This is a genomic window from Actinoallomurus vinaceus (assembly GCF_039542055.1).
GTDB classification, from domain to species: Bacteria; Actinomycetota; Actinomycetes; order Streptosporangiales; family Streptosporangiaceae; genus Actinoallomurus; species Actinoallomurus vinaceus.
In genome coordinates, this window is the sequence record NZ_BAABHK010000006.1 from 66,788 (window position 1) to 90,402 (window position 23,615).

The 23,615-nt window shown below is 70.2% G+C and carries 26 protein-coding genes and 1 pseudogene; 16 read left to right on the plus strand and 11 right to left on the minus strand.

The window, feature by feature from the left end; all coding sequences use genetic code 11:
* Nucleotides 1–283: 283 nt before the first annotated feature.
* From ABEA24_RS21930 to ABEA24_RS21965, 8 genes are all read left to right on the plus strand, one after another.
* Nucleotides 284–697, plus strand: coding sequence for a hypothetical protein (locus tag ABEA24_RS21930; protein ID WP_345432844.1), 414 nt, complete (start codon nucleotides 284–286; stop codon nucleotides 695–697).
* 85 nt (nucleotides 698–782) lie between these two features.
* Complete coding sequence (locus tag ABEA24_RS21935) at nucleotides 783–1,481, plus strand: sugar isomerase domain-containing protein (RefSeq protein WP_345433323.1); 699 nt, start codon at nucleotides 783–785, stop codon at nucleotides 1,479–1,481.
* Between the two features lie 27 nt (nucleotides 1,482–1,508).
* Entirely contained in the window at nucleotides 1,509–2,141 is a 633-nt protein-coding gene (locus tag ABEA24_RS21940) for an HhH-GDP family DNA glycosylase (RefSeq protein ID WP_345432845.1), read from the plus strand.
* A gap of 185 nt (nucleotides 2,142–2,326) precedes the next feature.
* The gene (locus ABEA24_RS21945; RefSeq protein WP_345432846.1) at nucleotides 2,327–4,672 is read left to right on the plus strand and encodes an AAA family ATPase; all 2,346 of its coding nucleotides are present in this window, start codon (nucleotides 2,327–2,329) and stop codon (nucleotides 4,670–4,672) included.
* Between the two features lie 154 nt (nucleotides 4,673–4,826).
* The gene (locus ABEA24_RS21950; protein WP_345432847.1) at nucleotides 4,827–5,417 is read left to right on the plus strand and encodes a TetR/AcrR family transcriptional regulator; all 591 of its coding nucleotides are present in this window, start codon (nucleotides 4,827–4,829) and stop codon (nucleotides 5,415–5,417) included.
* 339 nt (nucleotides 5,418–5,756) lie between these two features.
* A complete protein-coding gene (locus tag ABEA24_RS21955; RefSeq protein WP_345432848.1) occupies nucleotides 5,757–6,605 on the plus strand; it encodes a SigE family RNA polymerase sigma factor in 849 nt (282 codons plus the stop codon).
* Nucleotides 6,606–6,800: 195 nt separating this feature from the next.
* Nucleotides 6,801–7,493, plus strand: a complete 693-nt coding sequence (locus ABEA24_RS21960) for a hypothetical protein (RefSeq protein ID WP_345432849.1) — start codon at nucleotides 6,801–6,803, stop codon at nucleotides 7,491–7,493.
* A gap of 361 nt (nucleotides 7,494–7,854) precedes the next feature.
* Nucleotides 7,855–8,922 (plus strand): winged helix DNA-binding domain-containing protein, encoded by a 1,068-nt coding sequence (locus ABEA24_RS21965; RefSeq protein ID WP_345432850.1) that lies wholly within the window; start codon nucleotides 7,855–7,857, stop codon nucleotides 8,920–8,922.
* Between the two features lie 129 nt (nucleotides 8,923–9,051).
* Here ABEA24_RS21965 and ABEA24_RS21970 read toward each other — a convergent pair whose 3' ends face one another.
* Complete coding sequence (locus tag ABEA24_RS21970; protein ID WP_345432852.1) at nucleotides 9,052–9,960, minus strand: TIGR03564 family F420-dependent LLM class oxidoreductase; 909 nt, start codon at nucleotides 9,958–9,960, stop codon at nucleotides 9,052–9,054.
* An 89-nt stretch (nucleotides 9,961–10,049) separates the two neighbouring features.
* On the opposite strand from ABEA24_RS21970, the gene ABEA24_RS21975 reads away from it, so the two are divergent.
* The gene (locus tag ABEA24_RS21975; protein ID WP_345432853.1) at nucleotides 10,050–10,595 is read left to right on the plus strand and encodes a TetR/AcrR family transcriptional regulator; all 546 of its coding nucleotides are present in this window, start codon (nucleotides 10,050–10,052) and stop codon (nucleotides 10,593–10,595) included.
* 86 nt (nucleotides 10,596–10,681) lie between these two features.
* Nucleotides 10,682–11,641: an alpha/beta fold hydrolase gene (locus ABEA24_RS21980; protein WP_345432854.1), complete on the plus strand. Its 960-nt coding sequence runs from the start codon at nucleotides 10,682–10,684 to the stop codon at nucleotides 11,639–11,641.
* Nucleotides 11,642–11,738: 97 nt separating this feature from the next.
* On the opposite strand, the gene ABEA24_RS21985 is transcribed toward ABEA24_RS21980, so the two are convergent.
* From ABEA24_RS21985 to ABEA24_RS21995, 3 genes are read right to left on the minus strand one after another with little or no spacing between them, the layout of a single operon-like run.
* Entirely contained in the window at nucleotides 11,739–12,929 is a 1,191-nt protein-coding gene (locus tag ABEA24_RS21985) for a low temperature requirement protein A (protein ID WP_345432855.1), read from the minus strand.
* A gap of 10 nt (nucleotides 12,930–12,939) precedes the next feature.
* Nucleotides 12,940–13,203 carry a hypothetical protein gene (locus ABEA24_RS21990; protein WP_345432856.1) on the minus strand — a complete coding sequence of 88 codons (264 nt, stop codon included), beginning with the start codon at nucleotides 13,201–13,203 and terminating at the stop codon, nucleotides 12,940–12,942.
* Complete coding sequence (locus tag ABEA24_RS21995; RefSeq protein ID WP_345432857.1) at nucleotides 13,184–13,474, minus strand: hypothetical protein; 291 nt, start codon at nucleotides 13,472–13,474, stop codon at nucleotides 13,184–13,186. Before ABEA24_RS21995 ends, ABEA24_RS21990 begins: the two co-directional genes overlap by 20 nt.
* A gap of 100 nt (nucleotides 13,475–13,574) precedes the next feature.
* Between ABEA24_RS21995 and ABEA24_RS22000 the strand changes: the two genes are divergently transcribed.
* Both ABEA24_RS22000 and ABEA24_RS53620 read left to right on the plus strand, forming a co-directional pair.
* On the plus strand, nucleotides 13,575–14,375 hold the full coding sequence (locus tag ABEA24_RS22000; protein ID WP_345432858.1) for a helix-turn-helix domain-containing protein: 801 nt from the start codon (nucleotides 13,575–13,577) through the stop codon (nucleotides 14,373–14,375).
* Nucleotides 14,372–14,500, plus strand: a complete 129-nt coding sequence (locus tag ABEA24_RS53620; RefSeq protein WP_425551218.1) for a DUF397 domain-containing protein — start codon at nucleotides 14,372–14,374, stop codon at nucleotides 14,498–14,500. Before ABEA24_RS22000 ends, ABEA24_RS53620 begins: the two co-directional genes overlap by 4 nt.
* A 99-nt stretch (nucleotides 14,501–14,599) precedes the next feature.
* On the opposite strand, the gene ABEA24_RS22005 is transcribed toward ABEA24_RS53620, so the two are convergent.
* The gene (locus ABEA24_RS22005; RefSeq protein ID WP_345432859.1) at nucleotides 14,600–15,148 is read right to left on the minus strand and encodes a TetR/AcrR family transcriptional regulator; all 549 of its coding nucleotides are present in this window, start codon (nucleotides 15,146–15,148) and stop codon (nucleotides 14,600–14,602) included.
* 86 nt (nucleotides 15,149–15,234) lie between these two features.
* Here ABEA24_RS22005 and ABEA24_RS22010 point away from each other — a divergent pair, with 86 nt between their 5' ends.
* Nucleotides 15,235–16,041, plus strand: coding sequence for an alpha/beta fold hydrolase (locus tag ABEA24_RS22010; protein WP_345432860.1), 807 nt, complete (start codon nucleotides 15,235–15,237; stop codon nucleotides 16,039–16,041).
* 136 nt (nucleotides 16,042–16,177) lie between these two features.
* Here ABEA24_RS22010 and ABEA24_RS22015 read toward each other — a convergent pair whose 3' ends face one another.
* Nucleotides 16,178–17,419: a hypothetical protein gene (locus tag ABEA24_RS22015; protein WP_345432861.1), complete on the minus strand. Its 1,242-nt coding sequence runs from the start codon at nucleotides 17,417–17,419 to the stop codon at nucleotides 16,178–16,180.
* A gap of 41 nt (nucleotides 17,420–17,460) precedes the next feature.
* Here ABEA24_RS22015 and ABEA24_RS22020 point away from each other — a divergent pair, with 41 nt between their 5' ends.
* A complete protein-coding gene (locus ABEA24_RS22020; RefSeq protein WP_345432862.1) occupies nucleotides 17,461–17,817 on the plus strand; it encodes a MerR family transcriptional regulator in 357 nt (118 codons plus the stop codon).
* A 166-nt stretch (nucleotides 17,818–17,983) separates the two neighbouring features.
* Here ABEA24_RS22020 and ABEA24_RS22025 read toward each other — a convergent pair whose 3' ends face one another.
* The 4 genes and pseudogenes from ABEA24_RS22025 to ABEA24_RS22040 form a co-directional block, all read right to left on the minus strand.
* The gene (locus ABEA24_RS22025) at nucleotides 17,984–18,538 is read right to left on the minus strand and encodes a TetR/AcrR family transcriptional regulator (protein ID WP_345432863.1); all 555 of its coding nucleotides are present in this window, start codon (nucleotides 18,536–18,538) and stop codon (nucleotides 17,984–17,986) included.
* Nucleotides 18,535–19,341 carry an alpha/beta fold hydrolase gene (locus tag ABEA24_RS22030; protein WP_345432864.1) on the minus strand — a complete coding sequence of 269 codons (807 nt, stop codon included), beginning with the start codon at nucleotides 19,339–19,341 and terminating at the stop codon, nucleotides 18,535–18,537. Before ABEA24_RS22030 ends, ABEA24_RS22025 begins: the two co-directional genes overlap by 4 nt.
* Before the next feature lie 123 nt (nucleotides 19,342–19,464).
* Nucleotides 19,465–19,674: pseudogene (locus ABEA24_RS22035) on the minus strand (transposase family protein); the annotation flags it as partial.
* A 90-nt stretch (nucleotides 19,675–19,764) separates the two neighbouring features.
* Nucleotides 19,765–21,228 (minus strand): MFS transporter, encoded by a 1,464-nt coding sequence (locus ABEA24_RS22040; protein ID WP_345432865.1) that lies wholly within the window; start codon nucleotides 21,226–21,228, stop codon nucleotides 19,765–19,767.
* Between the two features lie 332 nt (nucleotides 21,229–21,560).
* On the opposite strand from ABEA24_RS22040, the gene ABEA24_RS22045 reads away from it, so the two are divergent.
* Nucleotides 21,561–21,818 carry a cupin domain-containing protein gene (locus ABEA24_RS22045; protein ID WP_345432866.1) on the plus strand — a complete coding sequence of 86 codons (258 nt, stop codon included), beginning with the start codon at nucleotides 21,561–21,563 and terminating at the stop codon, nucleotides 21,816–21,818.
* Nucleotides 21,819–21,968: 150 nt separating this feature from the next.
* On the opposite strand, the gene ABEA24_RS22050 is transcribed toward ABEA24_RS22045, so the two are convergent.
* Nucleotides 21,969–22,679: a hypothetical protein gene (locus ABEA24_RS22050; RefSeq protein WP_345432867.1), complete on the minus strand. Its 711-nt coding sequence runs from the start codon at nucleotides 22,677–22,679 to the stop codon at nucleotides 21,969–21,971.
* Nucleotides 22,680–22,852: 173 nt separating this feature from the next.
* Here ABEA24_RS22050 and ABEA24_RS22055 point away from each other — a divergent pair, with 173 nt between their 5' ends.
* Nucleotides 22,853–23,395 (plus strand): hypothetical protein, encoded by a 543-nt coding sequence (locus ABEA24_RS22055; protein ID WP_345432868.1) that lies wholly within the window; start codon nucleotides 22,853–22,855, stop codon nucleotides 23,393–23,395.
* Nucleotides 23,396–23,615 lie beyond the last annotated feature (220 nt).

Here is a 23,615-nt window from a genome sequence, read left to right on the forward strand (position 1 = left end):
GGGCCTCGTCCGCCCGCGGACCCACACTCTAAGGCGGGGGCTGCGGGACGTGCAGATGCATCCGTCCCGGTGTCCGGTGGGACAAATGTCGTGGAACGTACGGCGTCGGTTCCGTGACCGCAGATCGCCGCTCAGCCGCTTTGAGCCGAGAGTCCCAAGCAGCCGGTGCCGGTTAGGTCTGCAGACCCTTCCGTGGCCCGTGCCGCCCTCGCCATAGTCGACCCGCTCGATGCCGCGCAGGCTCATCGCCGCGCGATTCCCTCGTAAGAATCAAGAGGTCACCATGTATCGCCGAATCGCCCTCGTCGCCGTGTTGGGCGTCGCCGCCGCCGGTCTCACCGCGGCCCCGGCCTCCGCCGCCAAAGCCGCCTGCAAGAACAGCTACTGCGAATACGAGATCCAGACGCTTTTCTGGGAGAAGACGGAGAGCAAGGACACCAAGTACGCCTCGGCGAAGTTCATCACGCGTCGTGCGGGGAAGGTCCAGGTCGATCTGACCTACAAGCACCGCAATCACGCCGTCGGCGTACGGCTCGTCACCTGCGGGAAGAAGAGCGCGCTGACCGGCTGGCGGCAACTCAACGCCTACAACCACTACTTCAAATTCGACAAGAGCGTGAAGAAGGGCACCTGCTTCCGCGTCCAGGCGGGTCGCTCGGACGCCGGGACGATCAACGGCACCCTCCACCTTCCCTGACCGATCTTCAGGCCGACCCGTGAGATCGTGATCAACATCTGGAGCGGCGGGCCGGAAAGCTGATAGACCCGTTCGTGTGAACTGGATGCGAGCCCACCTCGACCGTGTCGAGCGGCACAACGCCGAGGCCCTGAATCGTGCCTGCGGCCTGATCCTCGACACGGTCACAGGCGGCGGCCTGCTCTACCTCGGCGGGTCGGGCCATTCGCTGGGGATGGTCCTCGAGGGGTTCTTCCGCGCCGGCGGACTGGCGTGCGTGTACCCGCTGTACCGGCCGGAGATCTCCCCGCTGCACGGGGCCTGGCCCGCCACGCAGGCCGAACGCCGTTCCGGCATGGCCGCTCCCGTCCTGGAGGCCGCGGCGCCCCGGCGGGGCGACCTGGTGATGATCTTCTCCAACAGCGGCGCGAACCCCTACCCGGTCGAGCTGGCGATGGCGGCGAAGTCGTACGGCCTGCCGGTCATCGCGGTGGCGTCCGGCCCGTCGATGGAGATCGCCCCGGCGCGGGCGGGCGTGAAGCTCGGCGAGGTCGCGGACCTGGTGCTCGACACCCTGGCGCCGCCCGGTGACGTGTCCCATCCCCCCGACGCCCCGCGTACGGCGGCGCTGTCGTCGCTGTCCTCCGTTTACCTGTGGAATCTCCTCCTCGCCTGCATGTCCGATCGTGCCGAATTGCCGCTGTGGGTGAGTGCCAACGTCCCTGGGGGAGATGAACGCAATGCGGAACTGCTGGCCCGCTACTCGGAACGCGTGCCCGTACTAAGAACGTCGGTTATGGGGTAGAGACCTGACCTACTTGGAGGTGGCGTCATGGACAAGACGGTCAAGGCGTTGCTGTCGGAGGCCGGGCGAACCTTCGCCGAAGAGGCCGGGATTGAGCTGAAGGACACGCCGGCCGCGCTGTTCAAGCTCCTGGTCCTCGCCAACCTGCTGAGCACCCGGATCGGCGCGGACATCGCGGTCGCCGCGGCGCGGGAGCTGTTCGAGGCGGGCGGAGGGACGCCGCGCGGCCTGGCGAAGCTCACCTGGCAGCAGCGCGTCGACGCGCTCGACCGCGCACACTACGTCCGGTACGACGAGAGCACCTCCAGCCGTCTCGGGGACATGGCCGAGCAGGTCCTCGAGGAGTACGACGGTGACCTGCGGAAGCTGCCGCTCAAGGCCGAGCGCGACATCGGCCACGCGAAGGAACTGCTGGAGGAGTTCCCCGGCATCGGCCCGGTGGGGTCGGACATCTTCTGCCGTGAGGCGCAGGCCGTATGGCCGTGGCTGCGCCCGTACCTCGACGACCTGACGGTGAAGGGGGCCGAGCGCGTCGGCCTGCCGACCGATCCCAAGCGCCTGGCCGACCTGGTCAAGGAGCGCGACCTTGCGCAGCTGGCGGCCGCTCTCGTCCGCGTGGCGAAGGACAAGAAGCTCGCCGATCAGGTGGCGAAGGGATAGTGAGGAGCCATCGGCGTCCGGCCGGGATCTGCCGCCCGGCCGGCCGGTCGGCGTCGGCCGGGGAGGGCGTGTCAGAGGCGTTGCCACTGTCCGATAACGGTCTTGATAGGGACGCGCCACGCAATGGGATCTGCCATTCGGTGCCCAAGCTGCGCTATACACGTGCTCAGGCATGAGGGAGAGCGATGCGACCGTTCGGCAGATCCCGATCGCGCCCTCCGGTGGCGCGTGATCTGTTCGAACGTGCCCGCTGGCGGTATTTCAGGATTCAGCCGGGTTTGCGGAGACTGACGTTTCTGCTGTTGGTGGTGGGATCGGCGGCCGTCGCGATCGTCGCGAACCTGCCCTTGCTCACCACCGTCGTCTTCACGGCCACGCTGCTGCTCGTCATCGACTTCACCCTGCGCTCGCCGAGCGGCATGGCCACCGCCTTCGTCGTCGCCTGCTGGCTGGCGGCCGTGATCCCACTCAGCCGCCTCTACCCGGCCGGCGGGCACGAGGCCGTCTTCCTCGGGGCGCTGGCGCTGCCGGTCGCCTTCCTCGCGCACCGCGTCCACGCGTACGCGCCGTGGCGTACCGCGGCCCTGTCCCTCGGCCTGGCCGGGATCGTGGCCGCCGCGCTCGCCAACCCGCTGCCCCGGCTGAACGCCGCGCCCGCGTGGGCCGCGGCGCTGGCCGTCCTCGCGTACCGCTGGTGGCAGGTGCGCCGCATCGTCCCCGCCGAGGCGTACGACACCGGCTGGGCCCAGGAGGACTACGCCGAGGAGGACGAGTACGCCCCGCCCGCCCAGGCCCGCGCGGCCGACGACGTCCCGGAGATCTCGGTCGACGAGGCGTTCGCCGAGCTGGAGGCCATGATCGGCCTGGAGCCGGTGAAGCGGCAGGTCCGTTCGATCGCCGCTTCGATCGAGGCGGCCCGGATGCGCGCCGCGGCGGGCTTCCCCACCGAGAAGCCGATGCGGCACTTCGTGTTCGTCGGGCCGTCCGGCACCGGCAAGACGACGGTCGCCCGGGCCGTCGCGCGGATCTTCTACGCCTTCGGGCTGCTGCCGACCCCGCAGGTCGTCGAGGTGCAGCGCGCCGACCTGGTGGGGGAGTACCTCGGTGCCACCGCGATCAAGACCAACGAGGTCGTGGACCGCTCCCTCGGCGGCGTCCTGTTCGTCGACGAGGCGTACTCCCTGGTCAACACCGGCGACGGCCAGCCCGACCGCTTCGGCAGCGAGGCCGTCCAGACGCTCCTCAAACGCGCCGAGGACGACCGCGACAACCTCGTGATCATCCTGGCCGGCTACGAGGAGGAGATGGAGGGCTTCCTCGCGTCCAACCCGGGCCTGGCCTCGCGGTTCGGGACGCGCGTGAAGTTCCCCGCGTACCAGCCCGCCGAGCTGCTGAGGATCGCCGACTACCACACCGGGCTGCGCGGCGACCGCCTCGGCCTCGACGCCGGGCCGTGCCTGCGGCTGAAGTTCGAGGAGGTCTCGCGGCGCGGCATCATCGACGAGCTGGGCAACGGCCGCTTCGTGCGCTCCCTGGTCGAGTCCGCGGCCCGCGCCCGCGACGTCCGGATCGTCCACGCCCGAGCCGAGCCCACACCGGACGAGCTCGTCACGATCGACGCCGTCGACGTCGAGATCGCCTTCGCGGAGCTCACCGAGCGCTACCGCGGCTACGCCGAGACCCCGACCATCGAAGAGGCGCTCGCCGACCTGGACGCGATGATCGGCCTGGAGCCGGTGAAACAGCAGGTCCGCGCGATCGCCGCGCAGCTGCAGGTCGCGCAGCTGCGCGAGGAGCAGGGCCTGCGCACCCACCCGCCGATGCGGCACTTCGTCTTCGCCGGCCCACCCGGCACCGGCAAGACGACCGTCGCGCGCGTGCTCGGCCGCGTCTTCGCCGCGCTCGGCCTGCTGGCCCGGCCCGAGGTCGTCGAGACCCAGCGCGCCGACCTCGTCGGCGAACACCTCGGATCGACGGCGATCAAGACCAACAAGGTGATCGACTCGGCGCTCGGCGGGGTGCTGTTCATCGACGAGGCCTACTCCCTCGTCAACCCCGGGTACGCCGGCGGCGACGCGTTCGGCGCCGAGGCCGTGCAGACCCTGCTGAAACGCGCCGAGGACGACCGTGAGCGCCTCGTGATCATCCTCGCGGGCTACGACGAGGACATGGACCGGTTCCTGCGCTCCAACCCGGGCCTGGCGTCCCGTTTCTCCGAACGCGTCGCGTTCCCCTCCTACGGCCCCGACGAGCTGCTGGAGATCGCCCTCGCGCTGGCCGTGAAGGGCGGTGACACCTGGGAGGAGGGCGCCCTGGACGACCTCGCGGGCATCTTCCAGCGCGTCTGCGGCCTCGGCCAGATCGGCGAGCTCGGCAACGGCCGCTTCGTACGCTCGGTGTACGAGAAGGCCTGCGGCTTCCGGGACCTGCGCGTCGCCGAACTCGGCGCGGACGTCACCACCGCCGACCTGACCACCCTGACGACCGAGGACGTCCGGTCCGCCTACACCGAACTGGCCCGCCGCCACTGACCGTCGGCAAGGGGGCCCATACCTCAAGCGTCTTCGCCGACGCCCAACTGGTGCCGCATCGCGGCCGAATCGAGCACGAGCATAACCGGGGAACTCCCCAATTAATCTGCTCCGGTACTTTAATCGGGGATGTCCCCGATTAGCAAGGAGGACCATGTCATCGGCCGGTGCCGGCCCCGCGCCAGACCTAGGACCGCCGCAGCGACCCCGCCGGGCCGACGCACAGCGCAACTACGAGCGACTGCTGGCCACCGCCAGGGAGATCTTCAGCGAGCGTGGTGTCGACGTACCTCTCGACGACATCGCCCGCCGGGCCGGGATCGGCAACGCCACGATGTACCGACATTTCCCGACGCGCCGAGAGCTGATCATCGCCGTTTACGCCAACGAGGTGACCGCGCTCTGCACCCAGGGCGAGGCCCTGCTCAAAGATGAATCGCCTGCTGACGCGCTCTTCGACTGGCTGCAAGCCTTCATCGCGCACGTAGCCGCGAAACGAGAGTTGGCGCTGGCCATCCCCAACGATCAGGGTGGGCAGCGCTCGGCACTGTTCGATCGCTGGCACAAGGCGATGCACACGACCGCATCCACGTTGCTGACACACGCCCAAAGCCGTGGTGCCGTCGATGCCGATCTCAATGTCTCCGACCTGCTCACACTGGCCAATGGCATCGCTGTGGCCAGCAGCGGCAGCGATCAAGCTGAGCGGTGCCTCGAACTCCTCCGTCGCGGCATCGCCCCATGACCGGCGGCAGCGCCGACGTCACCACCGCCGACCTGACCCCCCTGACGACCGACGACGTCCGGTCCGCCTACACCGCGAACTGGCCCGCCGCCGCTGACGCCCGGGCCCGCTGAGTGTCGGTCCGTCCCTCTGCGGCCGTCCTCGGCGACGACCTGGTAGACGGCGTCGAGAGTGGGGCGCCGACGATGCGTTTCGGCGGCGGCCCGTGGTCGCCGGAGATCTCCGGCGGGATCGCCTCGCCTCCTATCGTGCCCGGCCATCGCGGTAGTGGCGGCCGGGCCCGTTGAGAGCGTGCAACAGTTCCCGTGCCGTTCGCGTCCTCGGTGCGAGGAGGGTGCCTTGAATGAAGTACCGAGCTTCGAAGAGTTCGTCAGCTCCCGAGCGGACGCGCTGATGCGGTATGCGTACGTGCTGACGGGCGATCCGCACGACGCGGCGGATCTGCTGCAGGAGTCGCTCGCGCGGATGCGAGCGGCTTGGGCGGGGGACAACGCCGAGGCCGAGATCTGGGCGGCGCCGGCCGACGGGCGCGCGGCGCACCGAGTGGCCGATCTGCCGGGCAAGAACACGCAGTTGACCCGCCTGGTCATCGACGGGAACGACGCGGTGTGGTCGGTGGAGGGCACCGGCGGGGTCTACCGGGCGCCGCTCACCGGCGGCACGCCGCAGGCGGTGCCGGGCAGTGCCGGCACGCACATCCTCGACTGGCCGTGGATCGGCGGGCCGTACAGCCTGGAGGGTCCCGTGAGCGACCACGCGGTCACCTTCGAGCACCTGCTCAACGCGCGGACCGGCCAGAAACGATCGGCCGACCTCACCGATCACGACGGGTGGGAGTGCGGCGTGACCTGGTGCACCGGGGATGGGCCCGCGGGCGCCAGTGAGGTACAGCGCCGCGACGGCGGTGGGCGGCACGCGATCCCGAACGGGTTGGCGGGCGTGGTCGAGCAGGTGCCCATGCTCGACAGATTCGTCCTCATCAACCCGTCGCTCTCGCTCAAGCCCGGCCCGCACGCCTACGGCAAAACCGCCCTGTACGACCTGGAGACGGGCCGGATGGGCGACCTGGGGGTCGATGCTGTCAACGACGACGGGTTCGGTCCCGGGTCGCAGAACCCCGCGAACCGGCTCGGCTTCGTCAAGAACGGAGATGACTACCTGATCGTCGACATGGGGGCGATTTCCTAGGGCCTGATCGGAGTTCGGATCATGGGAGGGCCGGCAGGCTGCGCAGCCATATGACGCTCCGCCGAGACCGAGCCGGCCGTCGGCGGCGTAAACGCGTTCCGGGAATACCGCGTCCATCTTTGCGTGACCGCCCCACACGACGAACCCGCACCGCCTGTACCGCCCGTACCGGCTTCCGACGTGAGACAAGGTGAGATGGGCGATGGCGAGCGACGGCCGACGCGGTACTGGTCGGCTCCGCTCGCCGGGTCCACCCGGCAGGCCCCGGCCGAGCCGCTTTCCCCGATTCCGGAAGAGCGCGGCACCGTCCGGAAAATCGGGCGGTACGTGGGGGTGGGCATCCTCGTGTTCACGGCGCTCGCTACCGCCGGCTCGGTGATGCGGGGCTGGAAGAACGCCGGACCGTCGCACACGATCACGGTCCCGGACTCGATCGATCAGTACAACCGCCTGACCGGAAACGTCGCGGACCGCGTCATCGCGAGTATGCGGGCCGCGGCGGCGAAGAACACCGGCGAGGCAGCGCGCGCCGACGCGGCGGCCATCGCCGTGTACGACAAGAACCAGAAGCCCGACCAACGGTTGATCTTCATTGGGTTCACCACGGACGCCGATCCGGAGATGGGCCGAGAGCTGCGATCCCATTCGGCCTCTCACGAGGCCGATGGGCTCTTTCGCGGCGAGGGCCACTTCTCGAGCCAACGTGACTTCGAAGCCGGGCGCTTCGGCGGTGTCCTGCGCTGCGGTACCGGAGACGCCGGCTTCTCCTTCTCGTCGATGTGCGTCTGGGTCGACGGCTCCACCGTCGGGATGCTCCTGGCCACGAAGGCCGCTGCCGACGACCTGGCGGGCACCGCGTTCGACTTCCGGAACGCCGCCGAACACTGACGTCGGAGAGGAGGCCCGGCGCCGCCCGCTCCGATCCGGCCGCTGCCACTGGCTGTAGGTGAGGAGTTCTGGGGCCGTCCGCTCCGAGGCGGCCCGCCGCCACTGACCGTCGGCGACGCCCGGCGCCACCCGCTCCGAGCCGGCCCGCTACTGACCGTCGGAGAGGCGGCCCGGCGCCACCCGCTCCGAGCCGGCCCGCTACTGACCGTCGGAGAGGCGGCCCGGCGCCGCCCGCTCCGAGTTGGACCGCCGCCGTTGACCGTCGGCCCGCGCCGCTGAACACCGGTGAGGACTTCGGACGGGCCGCACCGAGCCGATCGGCCGCCGCTGACTGTCGGCTCGGCCCTCTAGGGTGCCCTTCGTGGAGAAGGTGACGTGGGGGCAGGTGCTGGCCTGGCGGCTGCGGCGGCAGTTCCTCGAGCCGGCCGACGGCGGCGACCCGGTCGAGGTGGCGCGGCGGCTCGCCGGCGTGCAGGCGCAGGTGGCCTCGGCGGCCGAGCTGGCGATCGCCGTACGGCAGGCCGCGCCCCGCCCCGGCGCGGTGACGGAGGCCCTCGCCGACCGCAGACTGGTCAAGACCTGGGCCATGCGCGGCACCCTGCACCTCCTGCCCGCCGACGAGGCCGCCGCCTACCTCACCGTGTCCGGCGCCCACCGCAACTGGGAGCGCGCGAGCTGGCAGAAGACGTTCGGCGCCACCCCCGCCGACCTGGAGGCCATCGCGGCGGCCGCGACCGAGGCGCTGTCCGGCGGCGCGGCCCTCACCCGCGAGGAGCTCACCGCCGAGATCGTCGACCGTACGGGCTCCGGCCACCTCGCCGAGGTGCTCGGATCCGGCTGGGGCACCCTCCTCAAGCCCCTGGCGTGGTGGAAGGTCCTGTGCTTCGGCCCGCCGCAGGGCAACCGGGTCACCTTCGTCAGCGCCGCCTGGCTGCCGGAGACGCCCGACCCGGTGGCCACCGTGCTCCGGGCGTTCCTGGGCGCCCACGGCCCCACCACGCCGGAGCTGTTCGACAAGGCGTGGCTGAGCCGGGGCGTTACCCGCAAGGCCCTCCTCAAGAGCTGGTTCGCCGAGTCGGTCGAGGTCACCGAGGTCGACGTCGAGGGCGAGCGGCGCGTCATGCTCGCCGAGCACGTCGCCGAGCTGGCCGCGACCCCGCCGAGCACGGCCGTCCGGCTCCTCGGCGCCTTCGACGCGTACGTCCTGGGCGCGGGCACGGGCGCCACCGAGATCATCCCCGCCGCACACCGCGCCGCCGTGAGCCGCAGCGGTGGCTGGATCTCCCCGGTCGTCCTGCGCGGCGGCCGCGTCGCCGGCGTGTGGGACGACGAGCGGACCACGCTCTGGGAGGACGTCCCGGAGGAGGCGATCGCCGCCGAGCGCGCGCGCCTCACCCGGATCTCTCCGGAGCCGTGCTCGCCTGCTTGACCGCCCGCCGTACGACCGCCGCCGCGAGGGCGCGCTTCGCCGGAATCGCCGTCGCCGTAGGCATGAGTGACCGCCCCCTCCCTTCGCCGGGGTTGCCGGCGCCGTAGGCCTGAGTGAGAGACCCCCTCCTCACAGACGGGTGCGCAGCGCCGACAGGAACGCGAGCGTGCGCGGCCAATCCCGTTCGCCGCCGGTCCGACTGGCGACCAGCTCGGTCGCGCCGGCGTCCGCGTATGCCCGGACGGCCCGCTCGACCGTGCTCTCATCGCCCGCGATGACCGTCTCCTGGATACCCGACAGGCCCTGGCGGTTCAGGGCCGAACGGTAGTTGGGCAACCCCGCGGCGGGGCCCAGGGCGGCCGCGACGCGCTGCCGGACTCCGTCGGGGTCATCGGTGACGCTGACGATGACGCCGGCGACGACGCGAGGTTCAGACCGTCCCGCCCGCGCGGCGGCACGGCCGATGGCCGGCGCGATGTGTTCGCCGATCCCGCGTGGACCGGTCCACATGGTCACCGTGCCGTCGGCGAGCTCCCCGGCGATCCGCAACATCACCGGGCCCAGGGCCGCGAGCAGGACGGGCGGCGGCGCGGCACCCGGCACACCGACGGCTCCGACGGCGGTCAGGACCTCACCGTGGTGGTCGATCTCCTCACCCCGCAGAAGCGGCACGAGCGCTGTCAGGTACTCGCGGACGTGCCGGGCCGGCCGTTCGTAGGAGAGACCGAACCGCGTCTCGACGATGTGCGGATGGCTCGGGCCGACTCCGAGGATGAACCGACCATCGCTCGCCGCCTGCGCGGTGAGCGCCTGACCTGCCAGCGCGAGCGGGTGGCGGGGATAGGTCTGGGTCACCGCCGTCCCGACGTCGATCCCCGGAACCTCTCGGGCGGCGAGCGCGGCGAGCCCGACCGCGTCCCAGGAGAACAGCTGGCTGAAGTAGGCGCTGTCCAGCCCCGCCTCGGCCGCCGCGCGCACCTGTCCGATGACATCGGGGAGAGGGGTGTTCTCCGTCCCGATCAACACGCCGAGCCGCATGGCCGACCTCCAATATGAAGCGGAGCTTCCGGTTCCGAGGCGCCACGCTAACATGAAGATCGGATTCCGATTAGCAGACTGGGAGATCCGTGCGAGCCGACGCCCGTCACAACCGTGCGCTGATCCTCGATACCGCCCTCAGCCTTTTCGCCGCGCGAGGTCCGGCGGTCTCCATGGAGGAGATAGCACAGACCGCGGGCCTGGGCGTCGGCACGCTCTACCGCCACTTTCCCGATCGGCGGACGCTGCTGGAGCAGATCGCCGTCGACACGTTGCGGCGGCTTCTGTCCGCCGCCCAGGAGTTCGCCGACCGTCCGGTGCCGCGCTGGGAGGTGCTCATGCTGTTCGTCCGGCACTGCGCCGGGCTGCCGCTGGCGCTGGCCAAGTCGCTCTCCGACGGCCCGTCCCACCCTCCCGAAGTCGCCGAGCTGATCAGCGGCGTCGACGGGCTCATCGCGCGGATCGCCGAGCAGGCACAGCGGGAAGGCTCGATGCGTCCCGACATCCCGCCCCGTGAAGTCGTCGACGTGCTCAGCATCGCCGTCTGCCGGCCCGGGGCCCGCGCGGACGACACCCTGACCACCGTCATCCTCGACGGGCTCAAGACCTCAGCGGGGGCCGACGCGGCGCCCTGACGTTACGGTGGACTTACAGCCCGGTAGTGAACACGTAACGTGCCCGCCGCACGATGCGAATAAGCGACCTCGGGTGGTGAGCAGGCATGATGCCAGGATCTCTCATCCGGTTCCGTGACATCCACGGATACTGGCGGGCCTTCCGCATGGTCGGCAGCGGGCCTCCGGTGCTGCTGATCCACGGCATCGGCGACAACTCCGGCACCTGGCTCGACGTGATCCCGCGCCTGGCGGAGAACCACACCGTCATCGCGCCCGACCTGCTCGGCCACGGCGAGTCCGCCAAACCGCGCGCCGACTACGGCATCGCCGCGTACGCCTGCGGCATGCGCGACCTGCTCAGCGTTCTCGACGTGGACCGCGTCTCGGTGATCGGTCATTCGCTCGGGGGCGGCATCGCCATGCAGTTCGCCTACCAGTTCCCCGAACGCTGCGAACGCCTCGTGCTCGTCGCCAGCGGCGGCATCGGCCGCGAGGTCCATCCCATCCTCCGCGCGGCGGCGGCACCCGGCGCCGAGGTCGGCCTGGCACTGGCGACGTCCGCCCCGGCGCGCACCGCCGTGCGGCTCGCCGCCCCCGTCCTGCGCCTCACCGGCGGCCTGTTCCTGGGTACGGACTTCGACTACATGCTCCGCCGCTACCGGGGACTGCGCTCCACGACCGCCCGCCAGGCGTTCCTGCGTACCCTCCGGGCCGGCGTCGACATACGCGGCCAGGTCATCACCATGCTGGACCGCTGCTACCTCGCCGAGGGCATGCCCATCCTCATCGTCTGGGGCGCGGAGGACCACGTGATCCCTGTACGCCACGCGCGGGTAGCCCACGCCGCCATGCCCGGCAGCATCCTGGAGGTGTTCGGCCGGTCCGGGCACTTCCCGCACCACGACGAGCCGGACCGTTTCGTCACCACCGTGGAGCGGTTCCTGGACAGCACCGACCCGGCGCTGCACGACCCGGCGAAGTGGCGGCGGCTCCTGCGCGCCGGCCGAGCCCAGGACCGGAAAAAGCCGAAGGACACCGCCCCGCACGTGTCGAGCGGGGCCTGACCAGAGAAGGGAGGCCTCAGGCGGGCGCGCCGCGCGTGTCGAGCGGGACCTGACCGGAGAGGGAGGTCCCGGGCGGGCGCGCCGTGCGATGCGCAGGTCAGGCGGCCTGCTCGGGCACCACCACGATGGACGACCGGCGCGACCGTACGTCCCAGCCGGCCAGTGCCGCCATGACCAGCAGGGCCAGGAACGACAGCGTCAGCGGGTCGACCAGCTTCGAGACCGGCGCGAGGGCCGCGAGCGCCGCCAGCGCCAGCAGGCGCGCGGTCGTGAAGTGACCCCACACCGCCCGCTTGAACAGCGCGTGCCCCGCCACGAACAGCGCCGGACCGCCGAGCACCACCGCCGCCGTACCGCCCGTGACGTGCCCGTGCGGGTGCGCGACGACGAGTTCGTCGGCGACGGCGCTCACGATGATCCCCGCGACCATCGGCAGGTGGATGAAGGTGTAGGCGGACCGGCCGAGGCGGCCCGGGTCGGCCGAGGCCGCGATGCGCTCCGCGGCGGCCTCCGCGCTCCGGTCGAAGTAGATCCACCACATCGCGACACTGCCGAGAAAGGCGACCGCGAAGGCCGCGCCCGCGGCCGTCCCCACGCCGCTCAGGTCACTGAACGTGGCACCCGTGACGAGCAGCGACTCGCCCAGAGCGATGATCACGAACAACTGGCAGCGCTCCGCCATGTGCCCGCCGTCGATCGTCCAGTCCGACGTCCTCGAACGCCCCAGCCCCGGGAACGTGTAGCCGTGCCAGGGCGCGGCGTACTCCAGCGTCAGCGCCCCCACCCAGGCCACGATCCGGGCCGGATGGTCGGCGAAGGCGCCGCCGATCCAGAGCACGGCCGTGGTCAGCTTCCAGGCCAGGATGCGCACGAAGTTCGCGGACAGCTCATCCCGCCGGGTCATGAAGGCCACGAAGGCCGTCCGCCCGGCCTGGCAGGCGACGTAGGCGACGGCGAACCACAGGGCCCGGCCCTCGAACGCCTTGGGGATCGCGGCCGCCATCAGCAGCCCGGCGAGCATGGTCCCGGTCAGCGTCATCCGTACGGCGGGATGGTCGGGATTGAGCCAGTTGGTCGTCCAGCACGTGTACATCCACGCCCACCAGACGGCCAGCAGCAGCACCAACGTCTCACCGGCGCCGCTCACGGTGAGATCCTTCAGCAGCCGGTGGGACAGCTGCGTCACCGCGAAGACGAAGACCAGGTCGAAGAACAACTCGAAGAACGTGACACGCGCCGCCCCGTCGTCGCGGGAGCGCAGCAGCCCCGCCGGGGTCCCATGCTCCATGCGCCGAAGATTACGGCAGCGCGGACCTGCGCAGGGATTCGAGACGATCACGAAGCTCGTACGCCGTCGCACCCGTCACGTACGCCTCCCGCCCCCGCACCGCGACCCAGACGGACGCGAACGGATCGAACAGCGCCACCCACCCCGGGAACTCCCGGCGAAGCCGATCCAGCCACACCCAGCGTGTCTCCCAGACCGGGTCCGGCGCCCGCCCGAACGCGACCTGATCGACGCGCGTCACCGGTCCGGGGGAGTCACCGGTTGCCGAGAACATTGGTGATCTCCTGGGCGGCCCGGCTCGTCTCTCGAGCGGGACAGATCGGATCGCCCCAGGAGTAGAAGAACCACAGCGCGTCGCCGTCGGCCCGGTAGCGATCGATCCGGATCTTCTCGGAGAGGACGGGCGCATGGCGGTTCCCGACCCGCACGTACGGCATGCCGCCGCGCGGCCTCTCGACTGTGGCGGTGAAGCCCGCGGCGTCCAGCCAATCCCGCAGTTCGTGCAGATGGCGGGCGACCGCCCCGGCCGTCGTCTCTCTGCCCATCCGTGACCTCCTGGAATTCGATCGGTTTCCCGTTCCAGGCTGTCGCCGTACGGCTACGCTCGGCTATATCTGCAGCTCTCCAACCCCCTGTGGAGACCACGTGGACATCGACCCCTCGGCCTCGGCCGCCGAGCAGTACGCCTACCGGCTGCGCCTCCATCGCGAGCGCGCGGAGTTGACCCAGGACGACGTGGGCCGGGAATGCATCATCAGCGGCAAGATGATCGGCCACTTCGAGAACTGCCGCCGCATCCCCACCTTGGATGTGTCGAAAGACTTGGATCGCCTCTTCGACCTGGACAAGTACTTCGAAGAACTCCACCCGCACGTCGTACGAGAGGCGGCGCTGAGCCCGGCGTTCATCAGCTACGCCGAGCAGGAACAACTGGCCGATTCCCTACGCATATTCGATCCGCTGCTGGTCCCCGGCCTGGCGCAGACGGAGGCGTACGCCAGGGGCGTGCTATGCGCCGGGCAGCGGGATGACCGGCTCGCCCAAGCCGTCGCGCTTCGACTGGGCCGCCAGGACATCCTGGACCGTGACGATCCGCCATTCCTCGTGGTTCTCATGAGGGAGTCCGCGCTGCGCGAGGTCGTCGGTGGCTCTGGGGTCATGAAGGAGCAGCTCGCTCACCTGCTGGAGATGGCGCGGCGGCCGAACATCAGTATTCAGGCGATCCCGGCTCGGGCGCCGGTCTACGTGGTCAGCAGCTTCACGCTGCTTGGCCACATGGAGGGCGCAGACCTGGCCTATGTGGACGGCGCAGAAGGAAACGGGCAGCTGATCAGCGCTCCTCGACAGGTTCACTCGCTGGCGGTACTTTTCGACCAGATTCGGGGCGTTGCGCTCCCGACCTCTGAGTCCGAGGAACTGATCCGCGCGATCATGGAGCAGATGTGAACCTCACCCCCTCAGGCGGCACCTGGCGCAAGTCCAGTTACTCCGGCCAGAACGTCAGCGACACCTGCGTGGAAGTCGCACATCTCGTCCTCTGCGAGACCCGGAGCGCTGGTCGAGACGCTTAGGTCAGGTCGATACCAACTCGCTGCACCACCTGGCCGAGCTTGTCGTACCGACGGCCCCGGGCCTGAACGCCCGGCGGATAGTGCGGTGACCACATACCTTCACCGGGTCTGGGACACGCCGTCGCGCAGGTGGACGAGTGGCAGGAAGATCTCGTCCACGGTCTCGGCCATGTCGGGGAAGGCGGACCCGTCCAGTAGGGCATGCTGCAGCACAACAATGGGGAGGCGCAGGATTCGCGGGCCGATCGCGGCCGGGTCGATGCCGGCCGCGGCCACCACCTCGGCCAGCTGTGCCGTAGCCTCATCGGCCGTGCGGCGCCGCAATACCGCGGTCAGCCCCGGATCAAGGCCGACAGCCAGCAGCCCACGATGTCCGGCGGCCACGCTCTGCAGGATCGCCAGCGTGTCCGCCCGCAGGTCGCCGGTGCGAGCTGGACGGCCGAGCCTGGGCACCCGCCGCTCAAGCACAGCGACCACCAGATCCTCCTTGCCCGGCCACCGCCGATACAGAACCGCCTTGCTGGTCCCGGCCTTGGCTGCGACGCTCGCCATCGTGAGCCCGCCATAGCCGGTCGCGACAAGCTCCGCCCAGGCGGCGTCCAGGATCGCCTCTTCCAGCACCGCACCACGACGCCTGCTCTCACCCACAAGCTTAAGATACCCCGAGTTTCCTATTGTCCCTGGGCTGGGCTAGCCTCATCATAAGAAACCTCGAGTTCCTTATGGAGGCATCGTTGGAGAGCACACTCAAGGTCCCGGGTGCCGAGATCTTCTACAGGACGCGCGGGAGCGGCCCGGTGCTGCTCCTCCTGCCCGGCGGGGACGGCGATGCCGACGCCTGCGACAGCCTGGCCGTTCACCTGGAGGACGCCTTCACAGTCGTCACCTTCGACCGCCGTGGCCTGTCCCGCAGCACCAGCACCGGCGCGGCACCCGACCTGACCATCCACGCCGACGACGCGGCCCGCGTCCTCGCCGCCGTCACCCACCAGCCCGCCCTGGTATTCGGCGCCAGTATCGGCGCCCTGATCGCCCTGGAACTGACAACCCGCCACCCCGACCAGGTCCGCCTCGCCATCGCCCACGAACCGCCGGTCGGCACGCTGCTGCCCGCAGACACCCACGCCGAACTGGCCGGCGACCAGCTGGCCGTCGAGAAGGCGCACCGCCGTGATGGGGCCCTCGCAGCAATGGCGCAGTTCGTACGGCTGGCCCGGCTGGACTTCAGCGACCGCGAACCCGACGTCCACTTCACACCGCCAGGCCCGGAACGGTTGCCGAACCTGGAGTTCTTCCTCACCCACGACGCCCCCGCAGTACGCCGATACCACCCCGACATCACCGCCCTGCGCGCCCACGCCACGAAGATCGTCCCCGCAGTCGGCGCGACCACGACCGGCCCGATCGCACAATGCGCGCACGCGCTGGCAGACCTGCTGAACACGCCCGTGACGACCCTGCCCGGCGGCCACAACGGTTTCGCATCCCACCCCCGTGCCCTCGCCGTTCAGCTGCGCACGATCTTCGCCGCACACCGATGAAAGGGCGCGTGGCCACCAACCGACGTCCACCGGCGTGTCACCAGGCCCGGCGAACGTTGGTGGACACCGCGCCGGACACCTGGCGGGCGGCCGTAGCGGTCCACTCGAACGGAGATGCCGGCAATGTGGGCATCGGTCAGGGACCGATACGCGGCTGGGCGGTGGAAGGCGTTGCCCATGGTCTCGGCGCGGCGGATTTTCTGGATCTGGCCCGCATGAGTTTGCGTTCACCGACCGCGCTTGCCGTGGCGAGGACGAGTGTCAGTGCGACGCCGCACAAGATCGCCGCTGCGGGTGAGGCCATGCCCATGACCGCGCCGGACAGCGACGCGCTGCCGACGTAACCGGCTCCGACCGCCGCGTACATCACCGAAGATCCGGCGGTCAGCGCGCTTTGCGGAAGCGTTTCTCGCAGACCCATCGACCGCGTCACCTGCAAGCCGGACGCCAGCAACCCGGCGGTGAGCAGCGCAACCGCGATCCAGCCGAGATGGGGCAGGACCCCGGCCATGGCCACGCATGCGGAGACGCCGAGCAGCAGGACGAGTCCCTGCGAGTGCAGGCGCCCCGGCCAGGTCCGCAAGCCGTAGAGGAACGCCCCGAACGCCGACGCCAGCGAATAACCGGCCAGCAGCGGTCCTGCCCATCCGGCCGCGATAGCACGCTGCGCCAGGAGCGCCGGCAGGACCAGCTCCGCGAGCGCCGGCAACGACATGGCCGCCGCACCGGAGACGTACACCGGCCAGGCCATCGCGAGGGTACGGACGATCGAGATCCCTCCGCGATCGGATGTGTCCGCCTCCCAGCCACGCGGTAGCCACCTCAGCCCGGCGGCCGCGACGGCCATCAGGGCTGCGGCGAGCAGGATCGGCGCGTTCGGCGCGACGCCGATCGCGAGCGTTCCGGTGACAGCGGGCGCGAGGGTCCAGACGGCACGGGTGTGCATCGACTCCGCGCTCAGCGCCTTGGCTATCAGCTCTTCGCCCAGCTGTTCGGTCAGCATGGTCCGCAGGCAGCCGGGAGCGGCGGCCGGTGCGGCACCGGCGAGCAGCGCCAGCGCCGCCTGCAACACGGGGGGAGCAGTGGGGAAGGCGCCGAGCCCGGCGAAGGCCGCGGCCCCCGCTACCAGGCCCCACAGCAGATGCATCCGGGCTCTCGCGGGCCGCAGCCGTACCCCCAGCACCGGTGCGCCCACCACCTCACCGACCACGTACGCGGCCGCGAGGCCGGCGCCCAGCGCGTAACCACCGGGCCGGAGTCTGCTGAGAAAGACGAAGGAAAGCGGGGCCATCGCGACCGGCATACGCGCCGCGAAGGCGACGGCGGCCCAGATCAGAACGGGGCGGGTGGCAAGCGAACGATAGGAGGGGCGGGGCATGCCTGGACGGTAAACCCTCCAACCAGTGTCACACTCAAGTTGTGCGAATCGGAGAGTTGGCAGAGCGCACCGGCGTCAACGTGCGGCTACTTCGTTACTACGACCAGCAAGGGCTGCTGCGATCCCAGCGGCAGACGAACGGCTACCGCACCTTCACCGAGGACGACATTCGGCTGGTCGCCCGCATCCGTACGCTGCTGTCCGCCGGTCTGACCACAACGATGATCGGGCGATTGCTGCCGAGCGTCTGTGAAGTCGACGGCGTACTACGACCGTGTACAACGGAATTGGCCGACGAGCTTCGCCGCGAATGCGCACGCATCGATGCCCAGGTCACCGAACTCCTCGAATCCAAGCGAATCCTCGGCTTGATAATCGCTGCGGCGCCGGGCCGCTAATGGCCGTCCTTCGTCGTTAGGCGGCTGCGGGATCGCCGATCATCGATGCCAAGGCGTGGGTTGTGGTGTGCGATTCGTCCGAATCGCCGACATCGGCACCCGCTGCCGCCACGGCGCTTGGGTGCTGCGGCGGCGGTCCGTTGCTTCGCCATTCCCGGGGGATCCACTATTCCCGGAGGAACTGCGCCAGCGCCGCCCGGACTTCCGGCTGGTAGCCGCCTCCGTCCAGCTCAAGGATGGCGGCCTCCACGACGGCGCTGATCCACATGGCCGCGCTCGGCCCCGGGTGCGCCCAGCCCATTGCGGCGAAGTCGGGGCTGGTCAGCTGGATGACCAGCTTGTTCCGGGCCGCGATCGCCTCGATGATCGCGGGGTCGACACGGGCCTCCAGCAGCAGTGCCCGGACGCCGCGATGGCTCAGGCATTCATCCAGGTAGGCGTTCGCGGCCGCGAGCAGCCTGCCTCGGCCCGGTGTCATCCCCGCAATCTTCTCCTCGATCTCCGCGAACGTGCGGTCGTGGAACTCGGTGTGAAGCGCCAGCAGGAATTCCGACCGGTCGTGGAAGTGGTGGAAGAAGGTGCCCTTGGCCACGCCCGCCTCGGTGACGATGAGGTTGACGCTCATGCCGGCCAGGCCCGTCCGCTCCGCCAGGGACAGGCCCGCGGCGATGAGCTGCTTGCGGGTGGCCGCCGCGCGCTGCTGCCGGACGCCGGTACTCACTGCGCGCTCCCGGCAGTCGCCACCGATTCGAGGAATGGCAGTACCAGGCCCAGGAACCCATCCGGATCGGAGGCGAAGGCCACGTGCCCGGTCTTCAGCGTCCGCAGGTCCGCGCCGGGTATCGCCGCCTGCGTCTGGCGTGCGGCGGACAGGGGGAGGACGATGTCCCGCGCCCCCCATGCCAGTAGCACGGGCACGCCGAGCCGGGGCCCGTCGGCCCGCAGGTCGTAGGTCGGATCGGCGATGCTCCGCCACAGCGCGGCGGAGACAGCGGCGCCTGTCCTACTGCGCGCCCGGTCCTGGACCCGGCGGGTGAGGGCGCGGAGCCGGTCGCTGTCCGGTTTCATATACCGGGGAACGAGCCGGGGGAGCACCGCCCGGTTGACGGCCGGGACGCCCAGGACGCGGGCCGCGAGGCGGGGGACCTTAACGAACCCGCCGGCATTGACCAGAATGAGCCCGGCGACCCGGTCCGGGTGTTCCAGCGCGATCCTGGCCGCGGCGTACCCGCCGACCGAATTGCCGATGAACACGGCCCGCGCGAGATCCAGCTCGGCGGCGAAATCGGCGAGAACGCCGGCCAGCAGCGGCGCGGTCACCGACCGCGGCCCGTCCGGCATCTCGGAACGGCCGTGGCCCGGCCAGTCCACGGCCAGTACGCGATAGCCGGCGGCCGCCAGCGGTCCGGCGACGGCGTCGAAGTCGGTGTGGTCGTGCAGGCTGGCGTGCAACAGCACGACCGGCCGGCCACTTCCCTGCTCGGTATAGAACACCTGCCCCGCTCTGGTCTGGACAAAAGGCATCGCGAATCCCTCCGCTGGTTGACCGACCGGTCGGTCAGCGTAACTTCCTGCCCAAGTGAAGGCAACTCCTACGCGGTCAGCAAAGGAGGGGCGCGCCGAGGGAAATCCCAATCAGCCTGCTCGACACGTCATCGCGGTGACCATGCCGAACCTGGCCGCGACCTGCGCGAGCGTCTCGCCTTCCTTCAGGTAAACGAGCACCAGCAGGGCCTGCTGCCCGGGGTTCAGCGCCCGCCATCTTGACCCGATCGACTTGCGGTGGCGGCGGGTGACTCCTGACACGTAGTTCAGGGTCCGGGACGACAACGGCAGCGCGGCACGGCAGAAAAGCAACAGAGCCCCTGGTGATGGCGTGGATCTTGGTCGACCTGACGCCTCGTGAGGGTCAAGAGCCTCACTCACGGCAGCGAGAGTCGGCGGCTTTCACGCGGAGGCGATGACCTGGGCGTCGGCGGGCGATTCGCCGGACCCGGTGGGAGAGGATTCCTCGGCAGGGCCGTCGCCGCTGCGAATCGTCAGCCAGGAGCACGCGGTGGACAGCAGCGCGGCACAGCCCAGGACGAGAGCGGTGACGGCGAACGCGTGGGTGGTCCGCGGCGTGTCGTGCGGTGCCGCGCCGCTCAGGTAGACCGCGCCGAAGACGGCCACGCCGAGCGCCCCGCCGATCTGCAGGACCGTCGTGCTGACACCGCTGATGTCGGGTGCGTAGCGCGGCGGGACCGCGTTGGTGAGACGGCCGAGCAGTGAACTGAACTGTGTCCCGAGCCCGAATCCGCCGGCGGCGAGCAACGGGATCAACGGCCCGAGGCCGTGGGAACCGGCGAACAGGTCGGCGCTGATGGCCAGGTAGGCGGCGGTGAGCAGCGCGCATCCGGCGGCCGGCAGCACACGGGCGACCCTCCCGGGCATGCGCCGGGCGGTCTGGCCGGCCAGCCCGAACGCCGCCACCCAGGGAACCAGGATGAGCCCGGAGACCAGCGGGCCGTGTCCCAGGCCGTTCTGCAGATACTGCGCGAGGGTGAACAGCAGCGCGTAGTAGGTCGCCGTCGCGGTCATCAGGGTGAAGAGACCCCACGCGACCGTCGGCCTGGTCAGCACCTGGAGGTTGACCAGTGGGGCATTCCCGCGGGCGGACGTGCGCCGCTGGACGACGATGAACACCGCGAGAACCGGGACGCTTGCGACGAGCGACACCCACGTCCAGGCCGGCCATCCTTCGGGGCGTCCGAGGATCAGTGGGAGGACCATCAGCAGCACCGTGACCGACAGGATCGCCACGCCCGCGAAGTCGACCTTCTGGTCGCCGTGCCCCTCGTCGGCGGGCAGGCGGCGTGCCGCGGCGGCCAGGGCGGCGGCGCACACGGGCACGTTGACGAGGAAGATGGCCCGCCAGCCGGTACCCGCGAGGTCGGCCGTGATGAGCACACCGCCGAGGATCTGTCCCGTGACGGCGCCCCCGGACAGCGCGATCCCGTAGAGCCCGATCGCGCGGATGCGCTCGGCTCCGGCGAAGTTCAGCTGGATGCCGGTGAGCGCCTGGGGGAACATCAGCGCCGCGCCCGCGCCCTGGACGACCCGGGTGATCACCAGGACCGCCGCGTCGGGCGCGAGGCCGGCGAGCAGCGACGCCGCCATGAACAGGCCGGTCCCCAGCATGAAGACTCGCTTGTACCCGTGCGTCTGCCCCAGCCGGGCCCCGGTGATCAGCAGCACCGCGAAGGCGATCAGATATCCGCCGATGACGAGCTCGGCGGATGTCGCGGACGCGTGCAGGCCTTTCTGGATGGCCGGTGTCGCGACGTTGGCGATCGTGGCGTCGGCCTGGGAGAGGAAGGGCGCCGTCAGCAGGACCGCGAGCAGCGCCCTGCCATGTCGTTGCCAGCTCATTGGCTCATGCTCCTGACGAACGGGGGGTCGGCTCGTACAGGAGTGGGAACCCCGGCCCGCCGATCTCGGTTGCACGCCGCCCACCGGGGCGGTGCCGACCGGGTGCGACGCCCCCGTGACATCAGGGCGCGATTCCCTGCAGGGAATCGCCGTACCGGAGGTCGGGCTGCACACTGCTGCGCATGAGTAATTCACTCGATGTCGAGCAACCGGTTCATCGAACCGAATTGGTGCACTTTACGAAGATTGTCCGTACTGAGGATGGCAGGTCGGCGTTCGAGGACGGCGAGATCGCGCTCGAAAGCCGGCACGTCACCGACGGAGTGCCGGCCATGTCAGTCGGCGGAGTGCCGTCGAACGGTGGCGTGCAGTTCCTGCGCAGCGCCGCGTTCGACAGCACCGCACACCCGGCACCGCGTGAGCAGTGGGTGGTGATGCTGCGCGGAACGATCGAGGTGACGGTCAGCGACGGCAGCCGGCGTCGCTTCGGCCCCGGCGACCTGGTGCTCGCCGCCGACACCACGGGAATGGGGCACATCACGACCGGCGTCGGCGACCCGCCGTTCGAGGCGCTGTTCATTCCAATCTGACGAGTTGCCGCCCCTTTCGGGGGCGCGGTCGCCGAGCATTCTGTACGTCGACGGTATGCCCGGACGCGCATCCGGATTCGGCTACACCCCAGCGCTAGGACCTCTCTCGAAGTCGCCGCGCAGTAGGACAGCGGGACTTCGAGACAGGTCCTAGGTGACGGCGATGGCGGGCGCGACGCGGGCGGATCCGATGCCGCGGTCGGGTTTGCCGAGCCGAAAACGCACCTTGCCCTTGAGCACGGTGCCGGACTCGGCCTGACCGTCGGTGAGGCCCTCGCCGGGGAACAGGGTGAACGTCCACCTCGGGTTGGATTCGCAGTCAGGCAGGTGGCGGCCGCCTTGCAGGACGCGGGCACCCCAGAGCCGGCGGATCATCAACGCCCTGGTGTCCGTACCGGCGACCGTGAACGACGCCGCCGGGCCGGCCACGATCTGGTTGTGGCTGCCCAGAGACGGACCGTACACGCCGGTGACCGTGGCGACCATGGTCCACGGCCTCCCGGACGGGACTCCGAGGGCACCCGCGGGCAACCGCGTGTCGAACACGTCGTCCGTGGGTGCCCCGAGCTGGTCCGTCCGCACGGCCGCGGCCATCGGGCGTCGGGTGTCCAGCCTGCCGGGGTCGGGTACCAGCAGGAGGCCGTACGTCGTTTCGTCCGCGAAACGAGCCGAGGCGAAGTGGTCTCGGAGCGCGAGCACCGTACGCTCGGCGGTCCCCCACAGATCGTCGGAGAACGCGGTCGCCAGGTAGTCGGGCGTGACCGCAGGGAGCCCGGCCCGCGCCACCGCTTCGGCCACGGATTCACAGCGAGACCACCCCGACTCGGCCAGCCTCGCGATCTGCTCGGTCTTGAACGACATCAGTCACCTTCACCCGAGTCCGCCGGCGGCCGGCCCGGTAGTTCCCATTGGCCGGTCACGCTTCATCTGGGGTCCGGGAGGCGTTAATGCCGCGTTCGGCCGGGCTGAAGATCGTTTTTAGTGATCTTGCTCCCGTGCACCCCGTGCCCGGCGGGGTCAAGGAAGGAACGCGCATGTCACGCAGCATCAAGCGGATCGGTATCGCCGCAGTTCTCGCGACGGCGGGTCTCGCCGCGCTTGCCCCCACTGCGTCCGCTGACACCGGCCAGGACACGCGGTCTGTGACCCACCAGGTCAAGGGGCTGCCCAAGGGCAAGTACATCGCCTACGCGACCTGTAAGGCCAAGGGCCGCTGGTTCAAGGGCTACGTGAAGACTACCGCCAAGCCGACCAAGAGCAAACCGGTCGTCCCGATCGTCGAGTGGGGTTATGCCATCCAGCAGACCAAGGGCAACCACGCCAACACCCGCGTGATGGACATCGAGGCCGTCAAGCAGGCCACGGGCACCTGGCGGTACAGCGGCGGCGCCGGCTACACCGGCTGGAACGCCAAAGAGGACAACCACTGGCACAAGGCCCCGTGGATCCAGTACGCCTACCTGGGCGTCGGTAACCTCGGTGCGCTCGCCAACGTCTTCTGGGTCGATTTCGACAAGGGCACCGGCGGCCACTGCGAGGCTTGGGTCACCCACCTGAGCCTGAAGCCCATCAAGTAGTGACCGATCGGGGCCGGAGGCGTACGGGAGAAGAGCCCCCAGCGCCTTTGCCGCGGCGCTCGTCTTTCCTGGTCTGAAGTCGGGCGTGCGGTCATCACCGCCGCGATCTGGCCGGCCCGCCGCCCTCGGTGGCGGGCCGGCGCAGATCCCTCGGCAGGGGCTCGTCACGGGTCCCGCGCGTTCCCGCGCGGGGCCCGTTCTCGTCTCCGCCCGGCCCTCG

What these genes read in the sequence shown, in the direction of transcription:
- ABEA24_RS22055 (WP_345432868.1), top strand. Translation starts at nt 22,853, where the DNA reads ATGTCACGCAGCATCAAGCGGATCGGTATCGCCGCAGTTCTCGCGACG.
- ABEA24_RS21985 (WP_345432855.1), bottom strand. Translation starts at nt 12,929, where the DNA reads ATGGAGCATGGGACCCCGGCGGGGCTGCTGCGCTCCCGCGACGACGGG.
- ABEA24_RS21940 (WP_345432845.1), top strand. Translation starts at nt 1,509, where the DNA reads ATGGACAAGACGGTCAAGGCGTTGCTGTCGGAGGCCGGGCGAACCTTC.
- ABEA24_RS21935 (WP_345433323.1), top strand. Translation starts at nt 783, where the DNA reads ATGCGAGCCCACCTCGACCGTGTCGAGCGGCACAACGCCGAGGCCCTG.
- ABEA24_RS21930 (WP_345432844.1), top strand. Translation starts at nt 284, where the DNA reads ATGTATCGCCGAATCGCCCTCGTCGCCGTGTTGGGCGTCGCCGCCGCC.
- ABEA24_RS21960 (WP_345432849.1), top strand. Translation starts at nt 6,801, where the DNA reads ATGGGCGATGGCGAGCGACGGCCGACGCGGTACTGGTCGGCTCCGCTC.
- ABEA24_RS21945 (WP_345432846.1), top strand. Translation starts at nt 2,327, where the DNA reads ATGCGACCGTTCGGCAGATCCCGATCGCGCCCTCCGGTGGCGCGTGAT.
- ABEA24_RS22050 (WP_345432867.1), bottom strand. Translation starts at nt 22,679, where the DNA reads ATGTCGTTCAAGACCGAGCAGATCGCGAGGCTGGCCGAGTCGGGGTGG.
- ABEA24_RS21980 (WP_345432854.1), top strand. Translation starts at nt 10,682, where the DNA reads ATGATGCCAGGATCTCTCATCCGGTTCCGTGACATCCACGGATACTGG.
- ABEA24_RS21950 (WP_345432847.1), top strand. Translation starts at nt 4,827, where the DNA reads ATGTCATCGGCCGGTGCCGGCCCCGCGCCAGACCTAGGACCGCCGCAG.
- ABEA24_RS22040 (WP_345432865.1), bottom strand. Translation starts at nt 21,228, where the DNA reads ATGAGCTGGCAACGACATGGCAGGGCGCTGCTCGCGGTCCTGCTGACG.
- ABEA24_RS22030 (WP_345432864.1), bottom strand. Translation starts at nt 19,341, where the DNA reads ATGCCTTTTGTCCAGACCAGAGCGGGGCAGGTGTTCTATACCGAGCAG.
- ABEA24_RS22045 (WP_345432866.1), top strand. Translation starts at nt 21,561, where the DNA reads ATGTCAGTCGGCGGAGTGCCGTCGAACGGTGGCGTGCAGTTCCTGCGC.
- ABEA24_RS21995 (WP_345432857.1), bottom strand. Translation starts at nt 13,474, where the DNA reads ATGGGCAGAGAGACGACGGCCGGGGCGGTCGCCCGCCATCTGCACGAA.
- ABEA24_RS22015 (WP_345432861.1), bottom strand. Translation starts at nt 17,419, where the DNA reads ATGCCCCGCCCCTCCTATCGTTCGCTTGCCACCCGCCCCGTTCTGATC.
- ABEA24_RS21970 (WP_345432852.1), bottom strand. Translation starts at nt 9,960, where the DNA reads ATGCGGCTCGGCGTGTTGATCGGGACGGAGAACACCCCTCTCCCCGAT.
- ABEA24_RS21990 (WP_345432856.1), bottom strand. Translation starts at nt 13,203, where the DNA reads ATGTTCTCGGCAACCGGTGACTCCCCCGGACCGGTGACGCGCGTCGAT.